Source organism: Furfurilactobacillus rossiae (genome assembly GCF_013394005.1).
GTDB lineage: Bacteria > Bacillota > Bacilli > Lactobacillales > Lactobacillaceae > Furfurilactobacillus > Furfurilactobacillus rossiae.
In genome coordinates this window covers 1,096,066-1,113,505 of sequence record NZ_CP040586.1, presented here as the reverse complement: position 1 = coordinate 1,113,505, position 17,440 = coordinate 1,096,066, and the positions used below count along the sequence as shown (strand labels likewise).

Annotated in this window: 13 protein-coding genes, 1 riboswitch and 1 other annotated feature; of the genes, 5 read left to right on the top strand and 8 right to left on the bottom strand. The window is 44.0% G+C overall.

The features are described from left to right. Positions 1–48: 48 nt before the first annotated feature. The 3 genes from LROSL1_RS05185 to leuS all read right to left on the bottom strand — a co-directional run bounded on the left by LROSL1_RS05185 (position 49) and on the right by leuS (position 5,874). On the bottom strand, positions 49–786 hold the full coding sequence (locus LROSL1_RS05185; RefSeq protein ID WP_178914928.1) for a pseudouridine synthase: 738 nt from the start codon (positions 784–786) through the stop codon (positions 49–51). A gap of 35 nt (positions 787–821) precedes the next feature. Beyond that, positions 822–3,083, bottom strand: a complete 2,262-nt coding sequence (locus tag LROSL1_RS05180) for a putative polysaccharide biosynthesis protein (protein ID WP_225440556.1) — start codon at positions 3,081–3,083, stop codon at positions 822–824. Positions 3,084–3,453: 370 nt separating this feature from the next. After that, entirely contained in the window at positions 3,454–5,874 is a 2,421-nt protein-coding gene (gene leuS / locus LROSL1_RS05175; RefSeq protein WP_017261618.1) for a leucine--tRNA ligase, read from the bottom strand. 82 nt (positions 5,875–5,956) lie between these two features. Next, positions 5,957–6,182 (bottom strand) — a binding site (T-box leader). Positions 6,183–6,301: 119 nt separating this feature from the next. Here leuS and LROSL1_RS05170 point away from each other — a divergent pair. Then, positions 6,302–6,952, top strand: a complete 651-nt coding sequence (locus tag LROSL1_RS05170; RefSeq protein WP_017261617.1) for a phosphatase PAP2 family protein — start codon at positions 6,302–6,304, stop codon at positions 6,950–6,952. A 65-nt stretch (positions 6,953–7,017) separates the two neighbouring features. On the opposite strand, the gene LROSL1_RS05165 is transcribed toward LROSL1_RS05170, so the two are convergent. The 3 genes from LROSL1_RS05165 to metK form a co-directional block, all read right to left on the bottom strand. After that, a complete protein-coding gene (locus tag LROSL1_RS05165; RefSeq protein ID WP_017261616.1) occupies positions 7,018–7,548 on the bottom strand; it encodes a MarR family winged helix-turn-helix transcriptional regulator in 531 nt (176 codons plus the stop codon). A gap of 79 nt (positions 7,549–7,627) precedes the next feature. Further along, entirely contained in the window at positions 7,628–9,091 is a 1,464-nt protein-coding gene (locus LROSL1_RS05160) for an MDR family MFS transporter (RefSeq protein WP_178913949.1), read from the bottom strand. 104 nt (positions 9,092–9,195) lie between these two features. Next, a complete protein-coding gene (metK, locus tag LROSL1_RS05155; RefSeq protein ID WP_178913948.1) occupies positions 9,196–10,413 on the bottom strand; it encodes a methionine adenosyltransferase in 1,218 nt (405 codons plus the stop codon). Then, a riboswitch (SMK box riboswitch) is annotated at positions 10,411–10,538 on the bottom strand. It overlaps the preceding gene by 3 nt. Positions 10,539–10,647: 109 nt before the next feature. Here metK and LROSL1_RS05150 point away from each other — a divergent pair. Beyond that, positions 10,648–11,397 (top strand): hypothetical protein, encoded by a 750-nt coding sequence (locus LROSL1_RS05150; RefSeq protein ID WP_178913947.1) that lies wholly within the window; start codon positions 10,648–10,650, stop codon positions 11,395–11,397. Positions 11,398–11,808: 411 nt separating this feature from the next. Here LROSL1_RS05150 and LROSL1_RS05145 read toward each other — a convergent pair whose 3' ends face one another. Together LROSL1_RS05145 and LROSL1_RS05140 are read right to left on the bottom strand one after the other, a co-directional pair. Next, positions 11,809–14,331, bottom strand: a complete 2,523-nt coding sequence (locus LROSL1_RS05145) for an excinuclease ABC subunit UvrA (protein ID WP_178913946.1) — start codon at positions 14,329–14,331, stop codon at positions 11,809–11,811. A gap of 71 nt (positions 14,332–14,402) precedes the next feature. Continuing rightward, positions 14,403–14,954 (bottom strand): DNA-3-methyladenine glycosylase I, encoded by a 552-nt coding sequence (locus LROSL1_RS05140; protein ID WP_178913945.1) that lies wholly within the window; start codon positions 14,952–14,954, stop codon positions 14,403–14,405. 239 nt (positions 14,955–15,193) lie between these two features. Between LROSL1_RS05140 and LROSL1_RS05135 the strand changes: the two genes are divergently transcribed. From LROSL1_RS05135 to LROSL1_RS05125, 3 genes are all read left to right on the top strand, one after another. Next, complete coding sequence (locus LROSL1_RS05135; protein ID WP_161001504.1) at positions 15,194–15,367, top strand: hypothetical protein; 174 nt, start codon at positions 15,194–15,196, stop codon at positions 15,365–15,367. Positions 15,368–15,604: 237 nt separating this feature from the next. After that, positions 15,605–16,207, top strand: coding sequence for a L,D-transpeptidase (locus tag LROSL1_RS05130; protein ID WP_178913944.1), 603 nt, complete (start codon positions 15,605–15,607; stop codon positions 16,205–16,207). Between the two features lie 246 nt (positions 16,208–16,453). After that, complete coding sequence (locus LROSL1_RS05125) at positions 16,454–17,356, top strand: D-alanyl-D-alanine carboxypeptidase family protein (RefSeq protein ID WP_178913943.1); 903 nt, start codon at positions 16,454–16,456, stop codon at positions 17,354–17,356. The last annotated feature ends 84 nt before the right edge of the window (positions 17,357–17,440 follow it).

Below are 17,440 nucleotides of genomic sequence, written 5' to 3'. Positions count from 1 at the left end.
AACCGCCAATTCTTGGCAGGTCAAAGTGATGCTCATTTTTTTATTGATTTAATCCTGAGTGAGGTCAGCCGCTGCCTTAAGCGCGTTAACTTCATCCTCTGATAGTGCCCGATAATGACCCGGCAACAATCCCGTGGACAGTTTAAGCGGCCCAAATGATAAGCGTTCCAGCCGCACGACCCGTTGTCCAAAGCTACCAACCATCCGTTTGACCTGATGGTACTTACCTTCTGTCAAGGTAAGCTGAATCGTTGTTTGATCCAATACTGAGTCATATGCGCCCAATTTCATATCAGCCGGTTTCAGCACTGTACCGTCTTTTAACGTAACACCTGCTGCAACTTGGGCAACATCATCTTCAGTCAGCGTTCCAGTCACAATGGCCTGATAAACTTTCGTCACGTGATGTTTAGGATTGGTCAACCGATGCCCTAACTCACCATTATTCGTAATCAGCAATGCCCCAGTTGTATCTTTATCCAAACGTCCGACCGGGAACAAATCATCACGATAGTCAGCTTTATTAAACAGATCCATTACTGTTTGTGCTGCCTTATCTGTAGTCGCTGTCACTACTGCGACAGGTTTATTCAACAAAAAGTAAAAATAACGTTGGTAGACAACACGTTGACCACCGACTAAAACATTATCATGATTCGGATCAATCGATTGACGTGCTTGTTTAGCAACATTGCCATTAACTTCAACGTGTCCATCACGGATAAGCGTGTGCGCTTCACTACGCGTTGCCACCCGCATTTCTTTCAAGTATTTATCTAAGCGAATGCCTTTGGACACAATGTTACCTCCGAAACTATCAATTATTTAATGTGAAAACGCGTGCGAATCCGTTCCACCCGGCTACCAAGCATTTTATCTGCCAGTCTAAACCGCAAACTAAGGTAAGCATATGCACCACCACCGAGAACAACAGAAATCAACAATTCAATGAACGCCGTTACTTTGAACTGCGTGTTCATAACGTGATCGATACCCCAAACAGATAATCGGGCCACAATATACGTAACTAACGAGAACACAATAATTTGATTGAGTCGATGTAAAAGACCATCCCAGTCGATATCAAAATGCCGGTTCAAATTACGTAAGATTAGTACACTGGAAACAGTGAAGCCAATCAACGTTGCAGCCAACGGTCCTAATGGTTGTGCCAATGCCACCATTGGAAATTGGAGTACCATTTTGACAATCAAACCAACCACCATATACCAGATAACTGCCTTATTTTGATCAACGCCTTGCATAATTGTCGACAACACTGTAAATAAACCAAACAAAACAGATAAATACGATGAAAATTCAAGAATTAATGAACCGGCCAGTGAGTAATGGTAAAAGAATGTGTAGAGTGGCACAGAAATAGCAGCCATCCCCAAGGCAGATGGGATCATGATGAAGCTGAATAGTTCTAACGTAAAGTTGATCTGCCGACTAGTCGAAGCACTATCCTTTAGCGTATGTGCTTCAGTTAACATCGGGATTGCAGTGGCCGCTAACGCGGAGGCTAACGATACTGTAATCATAATGATTTTGTTGGCATTGAAATCAAAGTAAGCATACAGCGTGTTTTGAACGGCATAGCTTAAGTTTGAAGTCACGTGCATGATTCTAAAGAACGTGACCTGATCAAATAACTGATAAATAGCAATGGCACTTGGCACAATGGTAAACGGAATTGCCTGCCAGATAATCTGTTTTAGCAGTTGACCAGTTGTAATGACCAAGCCGCCCTTGGCGTTTTCAATCTTTTTATGGAAATACTGACGATGACGCCACATTTCATAAATTAATACGGCAATACCAGCAACAGCCCCCAGCCCTGCCGCAAATGTCGACTGGACAACAGCACGTGGCCAATTGTGTGCTGGTGCCGACCCAACCTGCATAATCAGATAGGCCGTTAATAACATATAAATGACTCGTACGACTTGTTCCACAAACTGAGAAATCGCGCTCGGTGCCATCATGTGATATCCCTGGAACATCCCCCGCATCATCGATAATGTTGGGAAAACAAACACCGCAAGGGTCAATGACCGTAATACTGGGATGACGTTTGGATCACCAGTAGTTAGTGATTGCGTTGGTGCCATAAACCACAGCAACGCAGCAGCCACTAATCCCGTAACCAGTGATAGTAATAAGCCACGTTTGAACAAACGGTAGCCGACCCCATACTCATTCAAAGCATTATAGTGGGCAATCAACTTAGAAATGGCTGCTGGAATCCCAGCAGTAGAAATCATTAAGACAATGGAGTATACGTTATATCCTTTTGAAAACAGCGCGTTGGCCTGATTGTAAAATGTGCCAAACCAAGCAACCCACGGAATAATGTACAGCGCGCCTAATACTCGCGATGTGATGCTGGCTGCCGTCATCCATCCTGTACCACGCAGAATCTGCTCTTGGTCAGATACGGCTCCCGATTCAAATCCCGGTCGTTCAACAATCTCACCGAGATCTTCGCTGTCGCTACTATCGTCTTTCGTTTGAGCAAATGTTGTTTCTTCATGGACAACAGGAATGGTCCGTTCTAAAGGAACCGCTTGGGAACCCTCAGCATTACGCGTATCCTCATCAGTATTAGCCATCGCCGACTCTGCTGATGAATCAGGATAAGCCGTCCAACGACTCGAAACTAAGTGAAGTGGCTTTTCTTCTTTCTCAACCTCACGTTCGAGTTCAGTCTCTGATTGAGCCTGTGATTGCAATTCGGCTTTCACATCAGATGCTGCACTTGTGTTTTCTTCAACAATTTCAGATTGAGCACTGTCAGCAACATGTTTGTCCTGTGCGCTCGACTTCAACTGTGTAAGATTCGATACTGCAGCAGTCGAATCAGCAACCATATCACTGTCGGAAATGTGACTCGTGGATGCAGTAACTGATTCATTCTGAGGGCTAACTGTTGCTGTTGAATCGGCCATTGAAGAAACTTCCGATTGGCCCCCCTGCAAATGCAGTTTGCTTAGTAATGCTTCACGACGTTGGCGCCGCCGATACTGCTTTCTGGTCGGAATTGCCTGAATATTTTCGTTTTGTGGATCTTCCTTTGACATAAAAACTCTCAATTCTTTTTTCGATTTGGATAGTTTCCAACATGCGTAAATTGTTTTCTTAAACTATTAGTGTACCGCGTTGTAGCAATTTCAAACACCTTAAATGCCATTATTAAACCAAGCTTTAATGAACCTTAGTTAATGGTCGAAAATTGAAAACCTAACATGCCGACATACTATTGACTAGTGCCACTCAGTAACTGAATTGCCTGATACTTGTTACTTCGAGGCCAACACTAAAGCCACGTAAAACGCAGTAATACCATTGATTATACCGAGATTGTCGCATCTAATTCAACAAAAAATGTCACTAATTGTTGGCTTAACACCAAAAAACAATTAGTGACACATTATTTACATTAAGACGACGCTAATTAGCAACCACGTTAACCAACTTGCCCGGCACAACGATCGTTTTACGAACCGTTTTGCCATCAATGGCCTTTTGCATGTGCTCGTCAGCCATCGCGATCTTTTCCAAATCATCCTTGCTGATATCTTTATCAACTGTGGCATGACTCTTAACTTTACCATTAACCTGCAGAACCACTTCAATCGTGGCCTCTACTAGTTTGCTAGCATCATAAGTTGGCCAAGGCTGGTAACTGATGGTGTCAGATTCATGGAAGTAGCTCCACAATTCTTCAGCAACGTGAGGAACCAATGGCGACAACATCTTGATGAAGCCTTCCATGTACTCAACTGGTAGATCATCAACCTTGTGGGCTTCATTAACAAAGACCATCATTTGAGAAATGGCTGTGTTAAAGTGCATCCGGCTGTAGTCTTCCGTGACCTTCTTGACCGTTTCGTTGTACACCTTGTCCAGTTTGCCATCATTGATCGTTGTTACACGATCACGCAGATGATTGTTTTCATCAATCAGCAAACGCCAAACGCGTTGAATCCACTTGTATGAACCATTGATGCCGTCTTCACTCCATGGCTTGGATTCTTCCAAAGGTCCCATGAACATTTCGTACAAACGAAGCGTATCAGCACCGTATTTTTCAACGATTTCATCAGGATTAATAACGTTCCCTTTAGATTTCGACATTTTTTCGTGATTGTCACCAAGAATCATCCCCTGGTTAACCAACTTATGGAATGGTTCCTTTGTTGGCACAACACCGAGATCATAAAGAACCTTGTGCCAGAAACGGGCATACAGCAAGTGAAGCACGGCATGTTCCGCACCGCCGATGTACAAATCAACAGGCAACCAGTACTTCAATTTTTCAGGGTCTGCCAAAGCCTTGTCATTATGTGGATCGATATAACGCAAGAAGTACCATGATGAACCGGCCCACTGTGGCATCGTGTTCGTGTCACGTTTACCATGCCGGCCATTTTCATCCGTAACGTTGACCCAATCGTCAATGTTAGCAAGTGGACTTTCACCAGTTCCAGATGGTTCCAGCTGGTCCGTGTCAGGCAGTGTTAGTGGTAACTGATCTTCTGGAACTAAGGTTGTTTCACCATCATCCCAGTGAATCACTGGAATTGGTTCACCCCAGTAACGTTGGCGACTGAAAATCCAATCCCGCAAACGGTAGTTGACCTTTTTGGCACCGGCATCATGCTCAGTTAGCCAGTCAATCGCTGCTGAGATGGCCGTTTTCTTATCCATCCCGTTCAAGAAGCCAGAGTTGATGTGCGTACCATCGCCGGTAAAGGCTTCCTTATCCAAGTCGCCACCTTCAATAACAGGTTTGATTGGCAAACTGAATTTGGTAGCAAACTCATAGTCACGTGGGTCATGCGCTGGCACAGCCATTACGGCACCAGTACCGTATGAAGCCAATACATAGTCGGCAATCCAAATTGGCACCTGTTCACCGTTAACTGGGTTAATCCCGTAAGCACCGGTGAAGACCCCGGTTTTATCCTTGTTCAAATCCGTCCGTTCCAAATCTGACTTGGACTCGATTTGTTTACGGTAAGCATCAACGGCAGCCTTTTGGTCAGGCGTTGTAATCTGGTCGACAAGATCGTATTCCGGCGCCAGCACAAGATAAGAAACACCAAACATCGTATCAGGACGGGTAGTGAACACTTCGATCTTCGTGCCTTCATGACCGTCAACAGCGAACTGAACACTGGCACCTTCTGAGCGACCAATCCAGTTTCGTTGTTGCTCTTTGATGCTTTCAGGCCAGTCAAGATCATCTAGGTCATCCAGCAAGCGGTCAGCGTAAGCTGTAATCTTCAACACCCACTGCCGCATTGGGACACGGTAAACGGGATAACCACCACGTTCTGTTTTACCATCAACGACTTCCTCATTGGCAACAACAGTGCCACCCATAAAGTCAGGGGCCCAGTTAACCATGATTTCGTCTTCGTAGGCCAAACCACGTTTGTACAACTGTTCAAAAATCCACTGTGTCCACTTGTAGTATGAAGGATCTGTCGTGTTGACTTCGCGATCCCAGTCATAAGAAAAGCCCAGCGATTTAACCTGCTTACGGAAGACGTCGATATTTTGGTCAGTAAAGCCTTTGGGATTATGACCGGTTTTCAGTGCATACTGTTCCGCTGGCAGTCCAAAAGCATCCCAACCCATTGGATGTAACACATTGTATCCCTGCATCCGCTTCATTCGGCTCATGGCATCCGTTGCAGTGTAACCTTCTGGATGACCAACATGCAGTCCCTGACCGGATGGATAAGGGAACATATCTAATGCGTAATATTTTGGCTTATCGGAAAAGTCTGGCGTTTTAAACGTATCGTTCTTTGACCAAAATTTTTGCCACTTTTTTTCAATTTTTGTATGATCGTATGGCATGTTTTGCCCTCCCAGAAAAAATTAATTAACAAATAAAAAACGCCCTGTCGATTATCGTCACTGTTACATCAATAACGACAACCGATAGGACGATGCGGATCGCGGTACCACCTATCTTCTTACCACAACAATTATGGTAAACACTTAAGGTCGGTAACGCTGACAAACGAAAATAGCTACTGGCGTTATGATAACGCCGTTCACCATCTTAGTGATTATCGGTGAGTTCATTCTGTCGTCAACACTGACTCGCACCACCTGTCAGCTCGCTTAAGATCACGACACAACTACTAATCCGTCACTTTTACTTGTTAAAATATTGTTCATAGCATAGCAAAATACGCGTGACATTACAAGTCAGCATCCGCTTGAGAATGAATGCTATACTGGCTTTAAAACAACTTCGGAGGTCATCACTATCTTTGTTTTGTCACAAACACACTGGCAACGCGTCAGAAATCTCGTTGCCATTATTTGTTTTATTATTTTTCTAATCCTATTAGCCGGTGTCGTAACGGATGCAAGCTGGCTGCATCAACTCGATCAATTCGGCACCCATATTGTCCGCCACCCAGTGACTGAGGAACGAACGTGGTTCTTTCGCAATATAACAAGGCTCGGCAATGTAAAATTTACTATGATCGTGATGGTCGTCTTTTCACTCGGCCTCTGGTGGCGAAAGAAATATCAAGGCGCTGTTTTCTTCTTTGTTAACGTTGGCGTATTTGCACTTGCTGTAAATACGATTCTTAAAAGCTTGGTTGAACGACCACGACCAATCATTACGCATTTAGTGGCCGCTGGAGGATTTAGTTTTCCTAGTGGTCACTCAATGAATGTCACGTTGATGTATGGCTCACTGATTATTCTGTGTAATCTGTATGTTGACCGGTTGCATTTACGGGCCGCTTTTAACACACTCCTAACATTACTCATTATTACTATTTGTCTCAGTCGCGTGTACCTCGGTGTTCATTTTCCTAGTGATGTTTTGGCCGGAAGCGCCCTCGCCTGGTCCGAATTACTCATGTCACGATACCTCTTTTTCAAAACAACTTCGATTCATGCAAAACGATAAATAAGGTCGTTGACGATAACTAATCCATTAGTTACCATCAACGACCTTATTTTAATGCTTAGCAATCAACCTTCGTGAGACTTCTTGATTCGTGACCCCCAACGATCACGTTGCACGATTTTTTCTTCGAAATCACGAATGAAATCAAGTGTCTCTTGGAATTTACCGCGACCAAAAACGTCCAGCCAACCCTTGAAACGGTCCTGTGCAACATCCCATAATTTAGTCTCAACTTCACTACCCTTAGGCGTTAAGTGAAGTGTCTTGTGACGACGGTCAGCCATGTCATCTTCCTCGTAGACATAGTCTTGTTTAAGTAATCCCGCAACTTGACGGGAAATTGCACTCCGAGTAACACGGTGCATGTCGGCCAGATCCATTACGCTTAACAGTGTTTCTGCCTGCGCAATTTCAGTCAAAATCAACCATTGATCAAACGACATTCCAAAATCACTCGCTGGTCCGGAGGCAAATTCGTTTAAATACTTGCCCACAAACAAGTATTCTTCAATGTAGCCTTGCATTAACTCTAAGTCTTGCTTTTTTTCTGTCATGTTTCCACCCAATTCAACAATCCGTTTAACTGTTGAAAGCATAACATATTGTTCCCATAGAGTAATCAAAAAAAAGCAATTTCAAGAAATAAATATCGATACACTTAATTGTTAAACATTTTTATCTTATTTTTCGGTGATCCAGGGCGTTGACCAGTAGTGCAACAATGACTAGCAATAATGCCACTAAGAATACGTTATGAACACCATTAGCCAATACACGCCGCAAAGTTGGTAATAATGCAACTGGTAAATTTTTCGCCGTGTGCGGATTAATCAATGCGTTAAGCATGCGTAAATTGATGTCGTGATGTTGTGCCACACCATGAGCCAACGTTGCATTCATGACAATACCGTAAACGGCTAACATAATTGTTTGTGCCAAGCTCCGGGCCAGGGTATTGAAGGATGTCGCCATCCCAATAATCGCTGGATCAACTAAGTGTTGTGTTGTCACCGTGGTACTAGTGATGGTTAACCCAAAACCAACGCCGAGTTCCGCTGAAATCAGTAAAAATCCCCAGAATGGTGTTTGCCCTGGCAGTAGAACCAAGATAATTGCGCCAATTAACACGGTTGTAATACTGGCAAACAAAATTTTTTGTGGCCGTAACTTGCCGATGACCCGACCTGCGATAAATGAACCGACGATCCACATCACTGAACTTGGCGTAACCGCAAACCCCGCTTGAGCGGCCTGCAGTCCTAATAATCCCTGGGTCCACGTTGGAATATAAACGTTAAAACAAATCAGAAAACCAGAAATGAGTGCAGCTACACCATTTTGAATCACAAACGTCCGGTTGCTAAATAAACTGAGATCGATAATCGGATCACTGGCACGACGTTCTTGGCGGATGAATAGCCATAACCCAACTGCTGCAATAATAAAACAGCCAGCAACAATCAACAGGTTGCTGTGTCGCTCGCCCACCACTTGAAAACCATACATTAGCCCCAATAAGGCAACCGACAGCCAGACACTACCTGCAACATCTAACGGACTGGAAGCTGCCGCTTGTTTAGGCTCGTGCAAATACAGTGCGATTAGTAGCATCGTAATGAGCCCAATCGGAATATTAATGAAGAAAACCCAATGCCAACTTAACTGATCTACGATAAAACCACCCAGTAACGGCGCGACGACCGAAGCAATGCCCCATGCCGAACCATTCAGTCCCATGATTTGTGCCCGTTTCTCAAATGGATAAATATCGGCAATGATCGTAAAGGAAACCGGCATAATCGTTCCGGCCCCAATGCCTTGCACAGCACGCCATAAAATCAGTGTCAGCATAGAGTTGGAAAGACCGCTCATCATTGAACCAAACGTAAACACAGCCAGCCCGAACAAAAATACCGGTTTACGGCCGATCCGATCAGACAGTTTGCCATAAATCGGCGTAGCCAACGAATTCGTTAGTAGATAAATTGAAAAAATCCAGTTCATTAAGGTCACGCCGTGCAGTTCTCCAACGATGGTCGGCATCGCCGTAGACACAATCGTCCCCTCAACTGCCGACATAAACGTCGCCACAAACAGTGCAATGGTTACCAACACAACATTGGTTTTATTATTTTTCATTGTGTATTCCTTTTTAGGTATGTTTTTTACAAAAAAAGACTCCTGATGTCTGTGTGATCGTAATCCAGTCCACCGGGAGTCTTGCTATTGTGTTAATTAAATAACTACTTGCTTTCGTTGACAACAACATCTGCGTCAGCAACAGCTTGCTTCAATGCATCAATCTTATCGGTCTTTTCCCATGGCAAATCCAAATCAGGACGACCAAAGTGACCATAAACAGCCGTTTGTTTGTAAATTGGCCGTTGGAGATCCAGCATCTTGATGATACCAGCAGGGCGTAAGTCAAAGACTTTCCGAATTGCCGCAGTCAACGTTTGTTCAGACACATTGCCGGTTCCAAACGTATCGACAGAGATAGAAACTGGTTGCGCTACACCAATTGCATATGCCAACTGAACTTCAACCCGATGAGCCATGCCGGCAGCAACAATATTTTTAGCAATGTACCGCGCAGCGTATGAAGCAGACCGATCCACTTTAGTCGCGTCCTTACCAGAGAATGCACCACCGCCGTGACGAGCAAAACCACCGTACGTATCCACGATAACTTTCCGACCAGTCAAGCCAGCGTCCCCTTGAGGGCCACCAATAACAAAGCGACCAGTTGGGTTAACCAAGTACTTCGTGTTCTCATCCAGATAACGAACCGGAATAACCGCCTTGATTACCTGTTCAATCACATCATGGCGAATTTGATCCAGCTCAACGTCGGGGTTGTGCTGCGTGGAAAGCACCACTGTGTCAACACGAACTGGTTTACCATCATCATCGTATTCAACGGTCACTTGTGCCTTAGCATCTGGCCGTAAGTAATCAATGACACCGTCCTTACGTAACTGCGCAATCTTACGCATTAACGCATGACTCAAAGCAATTGGCAATGGCATCAATTCAGGTGTTTCATCAATCGCATAGCCAAACATCATGCCTTGGTCACCAGCACCAATCTTGTCCAGTGGATCTTCATCACCTTCGCGACGCTCTAAGGCATCGTCAACACCCTGTGCAATATCAGGTGACTGTTCATCAATTGCGACAAGGACGGCACATGTGTCGCCATCAAAACCAAGCTTAGCATCGGTGTAGCCAATCCCTTTAATCGTGTCCCGTACCGTTTTTTGAATATCAACGTATGCGGAGGTGGAAATTTCACCAAACACGAGGACGAGCCCAGTAGTAACAGACGTTTCACAGGCCACACGCGCTTGTGGGTCCTGAGCTAAAATTGCATCCAAAATTGAATCACTAATTTGATCAGCGATTTTATCCGGATGTCCTTCTGAAACAGATTCAGAAGTAAATAAATGACGTTCTTGCATAAAAGATTTCCCCCATCTAATAAATTCCGGTTACAAGGCCTCTAAACAAAAAGAACCGTTACATCATCAGAATTTGACGTAACTGTTCCCTGTTTATCCTATCGGGAACGAAACTCATAACTTACTTATGGTAACACGTTACTAACCGGTTAAAAAGACGTGATTTCGTTGACCCCGCTCATAAAGTTGATTAGCATAGAAACATATTATGTCATTTTGAGAAAGGAGGCCCTTATGCCCACGCAAACTCGCAAGCAGCGTCATGCCACAAGTTTTTTTGACAATATGCCCTGGCAACCACTACTTATCTTCACAATTGCTCAAAACATTATCTGGTGGAGCTTTCCGATTCATTACGGCCGACTTACGGGTGCTGCCTTTCATGGCAATCAATTACTGTTATTGGCTTATACAATTGTCATGAGTCTCACAACTTTTTTGATGTTTCAGGCCAACTTTAAATCGTTATGGGCGCACGTCCCCATTTTGATCAGTCTAATTCTGGCCTTCTCTGGCATCATTCGTGGTAACTTAGAAATCTTGATTATGTTACTCATGTTCTCGAGCTTTTGGTTAGTGGTCGAAATGCGCTGGTTGAACTTACAAAACATTTGGGGGCTCATCATTTACGCCTTACTGTCAACCTTTCCCATCAGTAGCGCCATTTTCTTTTTTCAAAACCGCTTTCTTTCAATGACCTTTTTAATCCAGCTAATTCCGTTGGTGGCCTGTCAATTGTTTTTTATGATGCCAATTTTTGAAACTGAAGGCAAACGACGTGTCATTGCCACTGCGATAACCGGTGTGTTGTTAATCGCAGCCATTTTATTCTTCCATTTTTCACTACTGGGTGTTTTAGCGATGGCAGTTGTGATTATAACGTTCTGGTTTAGTATCAACTATCCTAATCTAAAGGCACAATATACGGCCGCAGTTTACATTGTGCTCGAACTGATCACCTATTTAATCTTAGTTTTTGCTTAGTTTATTGACTGCTTGGTAATTGAAAGAGGAACCTTCCATTTTTCGGAAAGTTCCTCTTTTTTGTTTACGCTGCCTTAAGTTTAAAAACACTTAAATGACTGACAATCTGGATTCTGACGTTACGCTGACCGGAAACGCCGTTCCTTGGGACCGAGTTCAACTCGCCAAAAACGCGATTTTCACCCTTGATTATGAGCCGAAGTACACGTCTCATAAGTCATCCCGCAACACTAAGCGGCCAAATTCTCGCCGCCAAGTGTTGCCGACATGGAACTCTGTTTCCGGTCAGCTTCACTCCTATCACAACTTAGCCGACTATTTACAAAAAAAGGTTGTTACGTGTCAAATGGAATCTGCAACCATATAAGCAGAACGGTACCAATGTTAACAACCACAAACGGCAGCTAATAATTAAGCCGTGACAGGTCCACCAGCCAGTTTTTCCTTGAGGTACTGTCCCGTGACACTGGTCTTTGTTTGGGCTACCTCGGCTGGGGTACCAGCAGCGACCAACTGGCCACCCTTCGTACCACCTTCAGGACCCATGTCCACAATGTAGTCAGCGTTAGCCATGACGTCCAAATCATGCTCGATCACAATAACTGTGGCGCCCTCATTAATGAGTTGATCAAACACCCGCAGCAACTGCTGAATATCTAATGGATGAAGCCCCACAGACGGTTCATCAAAAACAAATAACGTACCGGTCTGGCGACGGCCCATCCGTGATACCAGTTTCAAACGCTGTGCTTCACCACCGGACAATGTTGGGGTGCTTTCACCGAGTTCAAGGTAACCTAGACCCATGTCATGTAGAGCACTCAACGTATTTGCTACGCTTGGTACATCAACAAACAGGTTACGTGCATCATCGACGGATAACGCCAGAATGTCAGCAATCGAAAGATCGTGCCACTTCACACTTAATGTTTCTTGATTATAGCGTTGACCGTGGCATTGAGGACAAATTTCCTCGACATCTGGTAAGTACTGAACATCCATACTTATTGTGCCAGTACCATGACATAGTGGGCAGGCGCCATCATTTAAATTGTAAGAAAAGTGACTGGCCGTCCATCCCTTTTCTTGTGCATCTTTGGTATTGGCAAACAAGTTTCGAACGGTATCCAACACACTCGTGTAAGTCGCAACGGTTGAACGGACATTTTTACCCACTGGCACAGAGTCAACCATGACCACATTATGAATCTTAGCTCGATCTAGCTGTTTGACCTGTTTTGGCAGTGGCTGATGTTTAACATCCGCAAGAATCCCAGGGATTAGACTATCTAGCACTAGCGTTGTTTTCCCAGCTCCAGACATCCCCGTCACAACAGACAACCGGTTCTTGGGAAATTGCGCTTTAACATCACTAATATTAAAACGATTGGTTACCTCAATTGATAATTTGCCCTTTGCAAAAAGCTGTTTATCAGTCAATTGTGGCCGTTCTCGAATTGGTGCCGTGCCGTTTAAGAATGGCGCAATTAAGGAAGACTCATGCTTACGAATCGTGGCAACAGTTCCATGATTGACAACCTGTCCGCCTTGCTTCCCCGCTCCAGGGCCAATTTCGATAACGTAGTCGGCGGCCGCAATGATACTAACATCATGATCTACAACCACCAGTGAATTACCCTGCTCAACTAGTTGATGGAAAACTTTAATCAGTCCAGTAACGTTGGCCGGGTGCAAACCGACAGAGGGTTCATCAAGAACATACAAAACGCCTGTGGTTTCACTGCGCAATGTGCGTCCTAATTGGATTCGTTGCAACTCACCCGTCGACAATGTGTTACCGGCACGATCTAACGTCAGGTAATTAAGTCCCAAATCCGTAAGTGGCGTCAAACTTTCTTTAAATTCTTTGACCAGGTCCGTACCTAAATGCTGAACGCGTTTGGGTAACCACGGAACAATCGTATCCGCAAACTTCATTAGTTGATCCAAGTCCATTTTGGTAATTTCCGCAATGTTGTGTCCTACAACAAGCTGATTTAACAGTGCTGGATCAAAACGAGAGCCATGACACGTTGGACATGTATCAAACACATAGAACTTGTTGAGCCGTTCAATCGCCCGCTCGTTAGTCGTGTTGGCCATTGAATCTTCCACGGCATTGTAGGCATTTTCGTACATTGCATTATCCATATGGAAGATCTTGCCCTTCGAACTCGGAATGTTAATGGCGTAAGGCTGCTTTTTGCCATGTAATACTAAATCCTTTGCTTCATCAGACAGGTCCTTATAAGGCACATCGATGGGGATTCCCACCGCTTCCGCTACCAACGGCATAAAGTTGCGACCAGCTAAGTGCCAGGACGCAACGGCTCCCTCACGGATAGTGAGATTTTCATCCCCAATAAGCCGGTCAGCGGCAATTTGACGAACTTCACCGACCCCACCACACGTTGGACACGCTCCGCCTGCATTAAAAGCAAAATCCTCGGCACCACGACCACGATATCGAACACCACATGTTGGACAGACAATCCAACCATCATTTTCCGCCACTTCAATGGTCGGTGGCACACGGTGACCGTTTGGGCAGACTGTGGACCCCAATCGTGAAAACATCAATCGTAAAACATTTAGACTCTCACTCATTGTACCCACTGTTGAGCGAACACCTGGCACCTGTGGTCGTTGACGCAACGCTAATGCAGATGGCAAGTATTGAACCGACTCAACATTGGCCGCGCCGACCTGACTAATCCGCCGTCGCGTATATGTAGACAGTGCGTTTAAATAGCGCCGTGCCCCTTCAGCGTATAATACCCCCATCGCCAGCGAGGACTTCCCAGAGCCCGATCTCCCGGTAATGGCGACAAACGCATTTAACGGAATATCAACATTCACATTTTTAAGGTTATTGACTCGTGCACCACGCACTTCAATATTATCTGGAATCGTTTCTTTATGCTGGATTGCCATTTAATCACTCCTCCTATATTATCTCTTAGCTTTGATGTCATCCTTTTTGCGCGCTACAACAAGGAACCAAGCTATTTAAACGCACAGTCATTAAGATGATCATTCACAAGTCCGCTGGCTTGCATAAACGCGTAGACAGCCACGGGTCCCATAAATTTAAAGCCTCGACGCTTTAAATCCTTAGCAATTTTGACAGACAGTGCTGTCTTCGCATGCACATCATTTTCAGTAGCCACGTTGTTTACAAGTGGCTGATTGTTTACAAATGCCCACCAATAAGTTGCAAAACTCCCAAATTCTTTTTGAACTTTGATGAAGGCTTGCGCATTGCTTACCGTTGCGGCCAGCTTAGCCCGATTACGAATAATTCGAGCATCCTGTAAGAACGGCTGCCAATCTGCATCGGTCATGTTCGCCACCTTTTCGATGTCATAACGATCAAAATCTTCATTAAAAGCTGCCCGCTTGTTTAATACCGTGCGCCACGATAGTCCAGCTTGATACATTTCCATACACATTAATTCAAACAAGGCATGATCATCACGATGCGGCTTGCCCCATTCCACGTCATGGTAAGTCTGCATTAACCCTGGTTCTTGACCCCACGCACACCGAATTGTCATTCGCACACCTCCCACTTATTGATAGATAGTTTACTTTCATTATACGTTTTTCAATCTAAACTTCACCCCGTAAAGAACGGTGATAAAACTATCAATCCGTAAATAAAGCGGTTACAATAAAGATGAATAATAACAAACGTGCAGAACCCACTGGCTTTAATTGGCGACGCTTCTCGTCAGTTTGAGTAAGGGGCGTAATCCTTTGTCAGTGGAACAAACCACGCTGAGGGGGCATCACCATGACATTCTTATGGATTTTGTTCTGGATTTTTATCATCTTAACGATTCTTAACTTAGCTCGTTACGTCGCAACTCGACTAGCACACCGTTCCACTCGTCTAATGCGTATTTACAGTGGCTACTCTGTTCTAGGGTTAGTCATCGTCTGTTTGATTATTGCTGCATTGCACTGAAATGTATTTTATGGACAAAAATAATGGCACCCTTCTTTAACGCTTTTCAATCAAACCACCAACCTCAAAAGTTGATGGTTTTTAAATTTGCAAAGATTTTACATTACGCCACTTTATCTGTTTGAAAAATGATATGTTATTAGTAATATATTGTATGAAAACTAATGATTTGGTTCGAGTAAACTAATTTTAGTCTAAAGAATAGTTTTTTTAAAACAACCTGAGGGGAATTACATTATGTCAATCAAGCTGAAACACATGTTAGTCGTCGTGTTTATTATTTTTACAGTGTCAATCGTTGGCAACTTTGCAAAGGCAAGTTTTGCCTCAACTCGACCACAGTCAAGCCTTAAAAGTGAAAAAGTTGCCAAGTCAAAAACTGTCAACAATAAAAAAAAATCGTCAGAGACAGTTGCGACCACAAACAAACCGTATCCTAACCTTGTTCAGTACCCTCAAGCTTGGATTCTCGTCTCTTTAAAACATCAACGTGTTTACATTATGAATGGTAAACAACGTCTATATACGATGTTGGCTTCTACTGGCATGCATGATAGTACGCCAACTGGTACATTTCACGTGGAAGCGGAACGAGGTACCTATTTCTACGCACCTAAATTTAACGAAGGTGCCTACGACTGGGTATCTTGGAAAGATCACGGTGTTTATTTGTTTCATTCCACACCTACAGATGAACAAAAGCATATCCTTCCTGGTCCAGAAGCCGACCTAGGAAAACGACCATCTTCGCATGGCTGTGTCCATCTCTCCATCCCCGATGCACGATGGGTTTATGAAACAATTCCAACAGGTACGACCGTTAAAATCGTAAGGAGTTAATCTAATAATGACTTTTGTTGATAAACTAGCCTTTCAAATTAAACGTTTTTCCAAAAAGTATCAGTGGTTGTATAACTGTCTGCTTTCTCTCGTGATGATGTTATTGCTATACTTATTTTATGATTTGTTAGCCACCCTTTTTCACTGGCCTAGTGTCTCGCCTACCTTTATTTTAATCATGTTAATCGTTACACTCATCATTCTAGTCATTCAACGCTATCAGCAATTACGGAGGTCGCAACAATTATGAAACGCTGTTTGCTAATGCTACTATGTCTGTCGGGGTTGAGCGGCGTAATTGTCTCTCCAACAACGCCAGTCCAGGCAGATGCAATGCCAGTATCCCAACTGGCCCTTGATGCTAAAACTGGTCATGTATACCAAGAAGAGAATGCGTCAACTGTTCGCCCAATTGCGTCCATTTCTAAACTTTTCACCGTTTATTTTGCCTTGCAAAAGATCCACCAGGGAAAACTTAAGCTAACGGATACTGTTACAGCACCAGCAAACATTGCCAGCCTATCCCAAGATTCAAGACTCGCCAATGTGCCACTCCAAGCTGGCAAGAAGTATTCGGTTCGCGACTTGTTATACACATCACTCATTCATTCGGCCAATAGTTCTGTATTGTTACTGGCTCAAAAAATGTTTGGGAGCCAAGAAAAAGCTGTTAAGCAAATTAACCATCAGGCACACGTGTGGCACCTGAAACATTACCAACTTGTTAACGTGACCGGTCTAAACAATGACTTGATTGGCGACTTACGCGTCCCTGGTACACCTGAAGATGCGGAAAATAAGATGAGTGCCAAAGACGTTGCGACAGTCGCTAGAAAGACTTTGAGTTACTATGGTGATCAGTTATTGAGTATTGCAAGTGAACCACGCGTAAATTTCGATCTATCAGGCTCCTTTCCAACCGAGAATCGAATGTTGCCCACGCAACCGGATCATTTTAACGACACACCTGTTGATGGATTAAAAACTGGTTCTTCGGAAGGCGCGGGGAACTGTTTTGTTGGCACAGCCAAAAAGCACCACCATCGAGTGATCACCGTTGTGTTGGGTGCCGATTATGCTAACAAGGATCAGGTCTTTCAAATTACGCATCAGTTATTCACGACATCATTTCAAAAAATCACCCAGTAACATTGCTTAGTATCAATTAACACATACAATTAAAACACGTCCGCTTTTCAAGCCTTGGTTGCAAGCGTTGAAAAGCGGACGTGT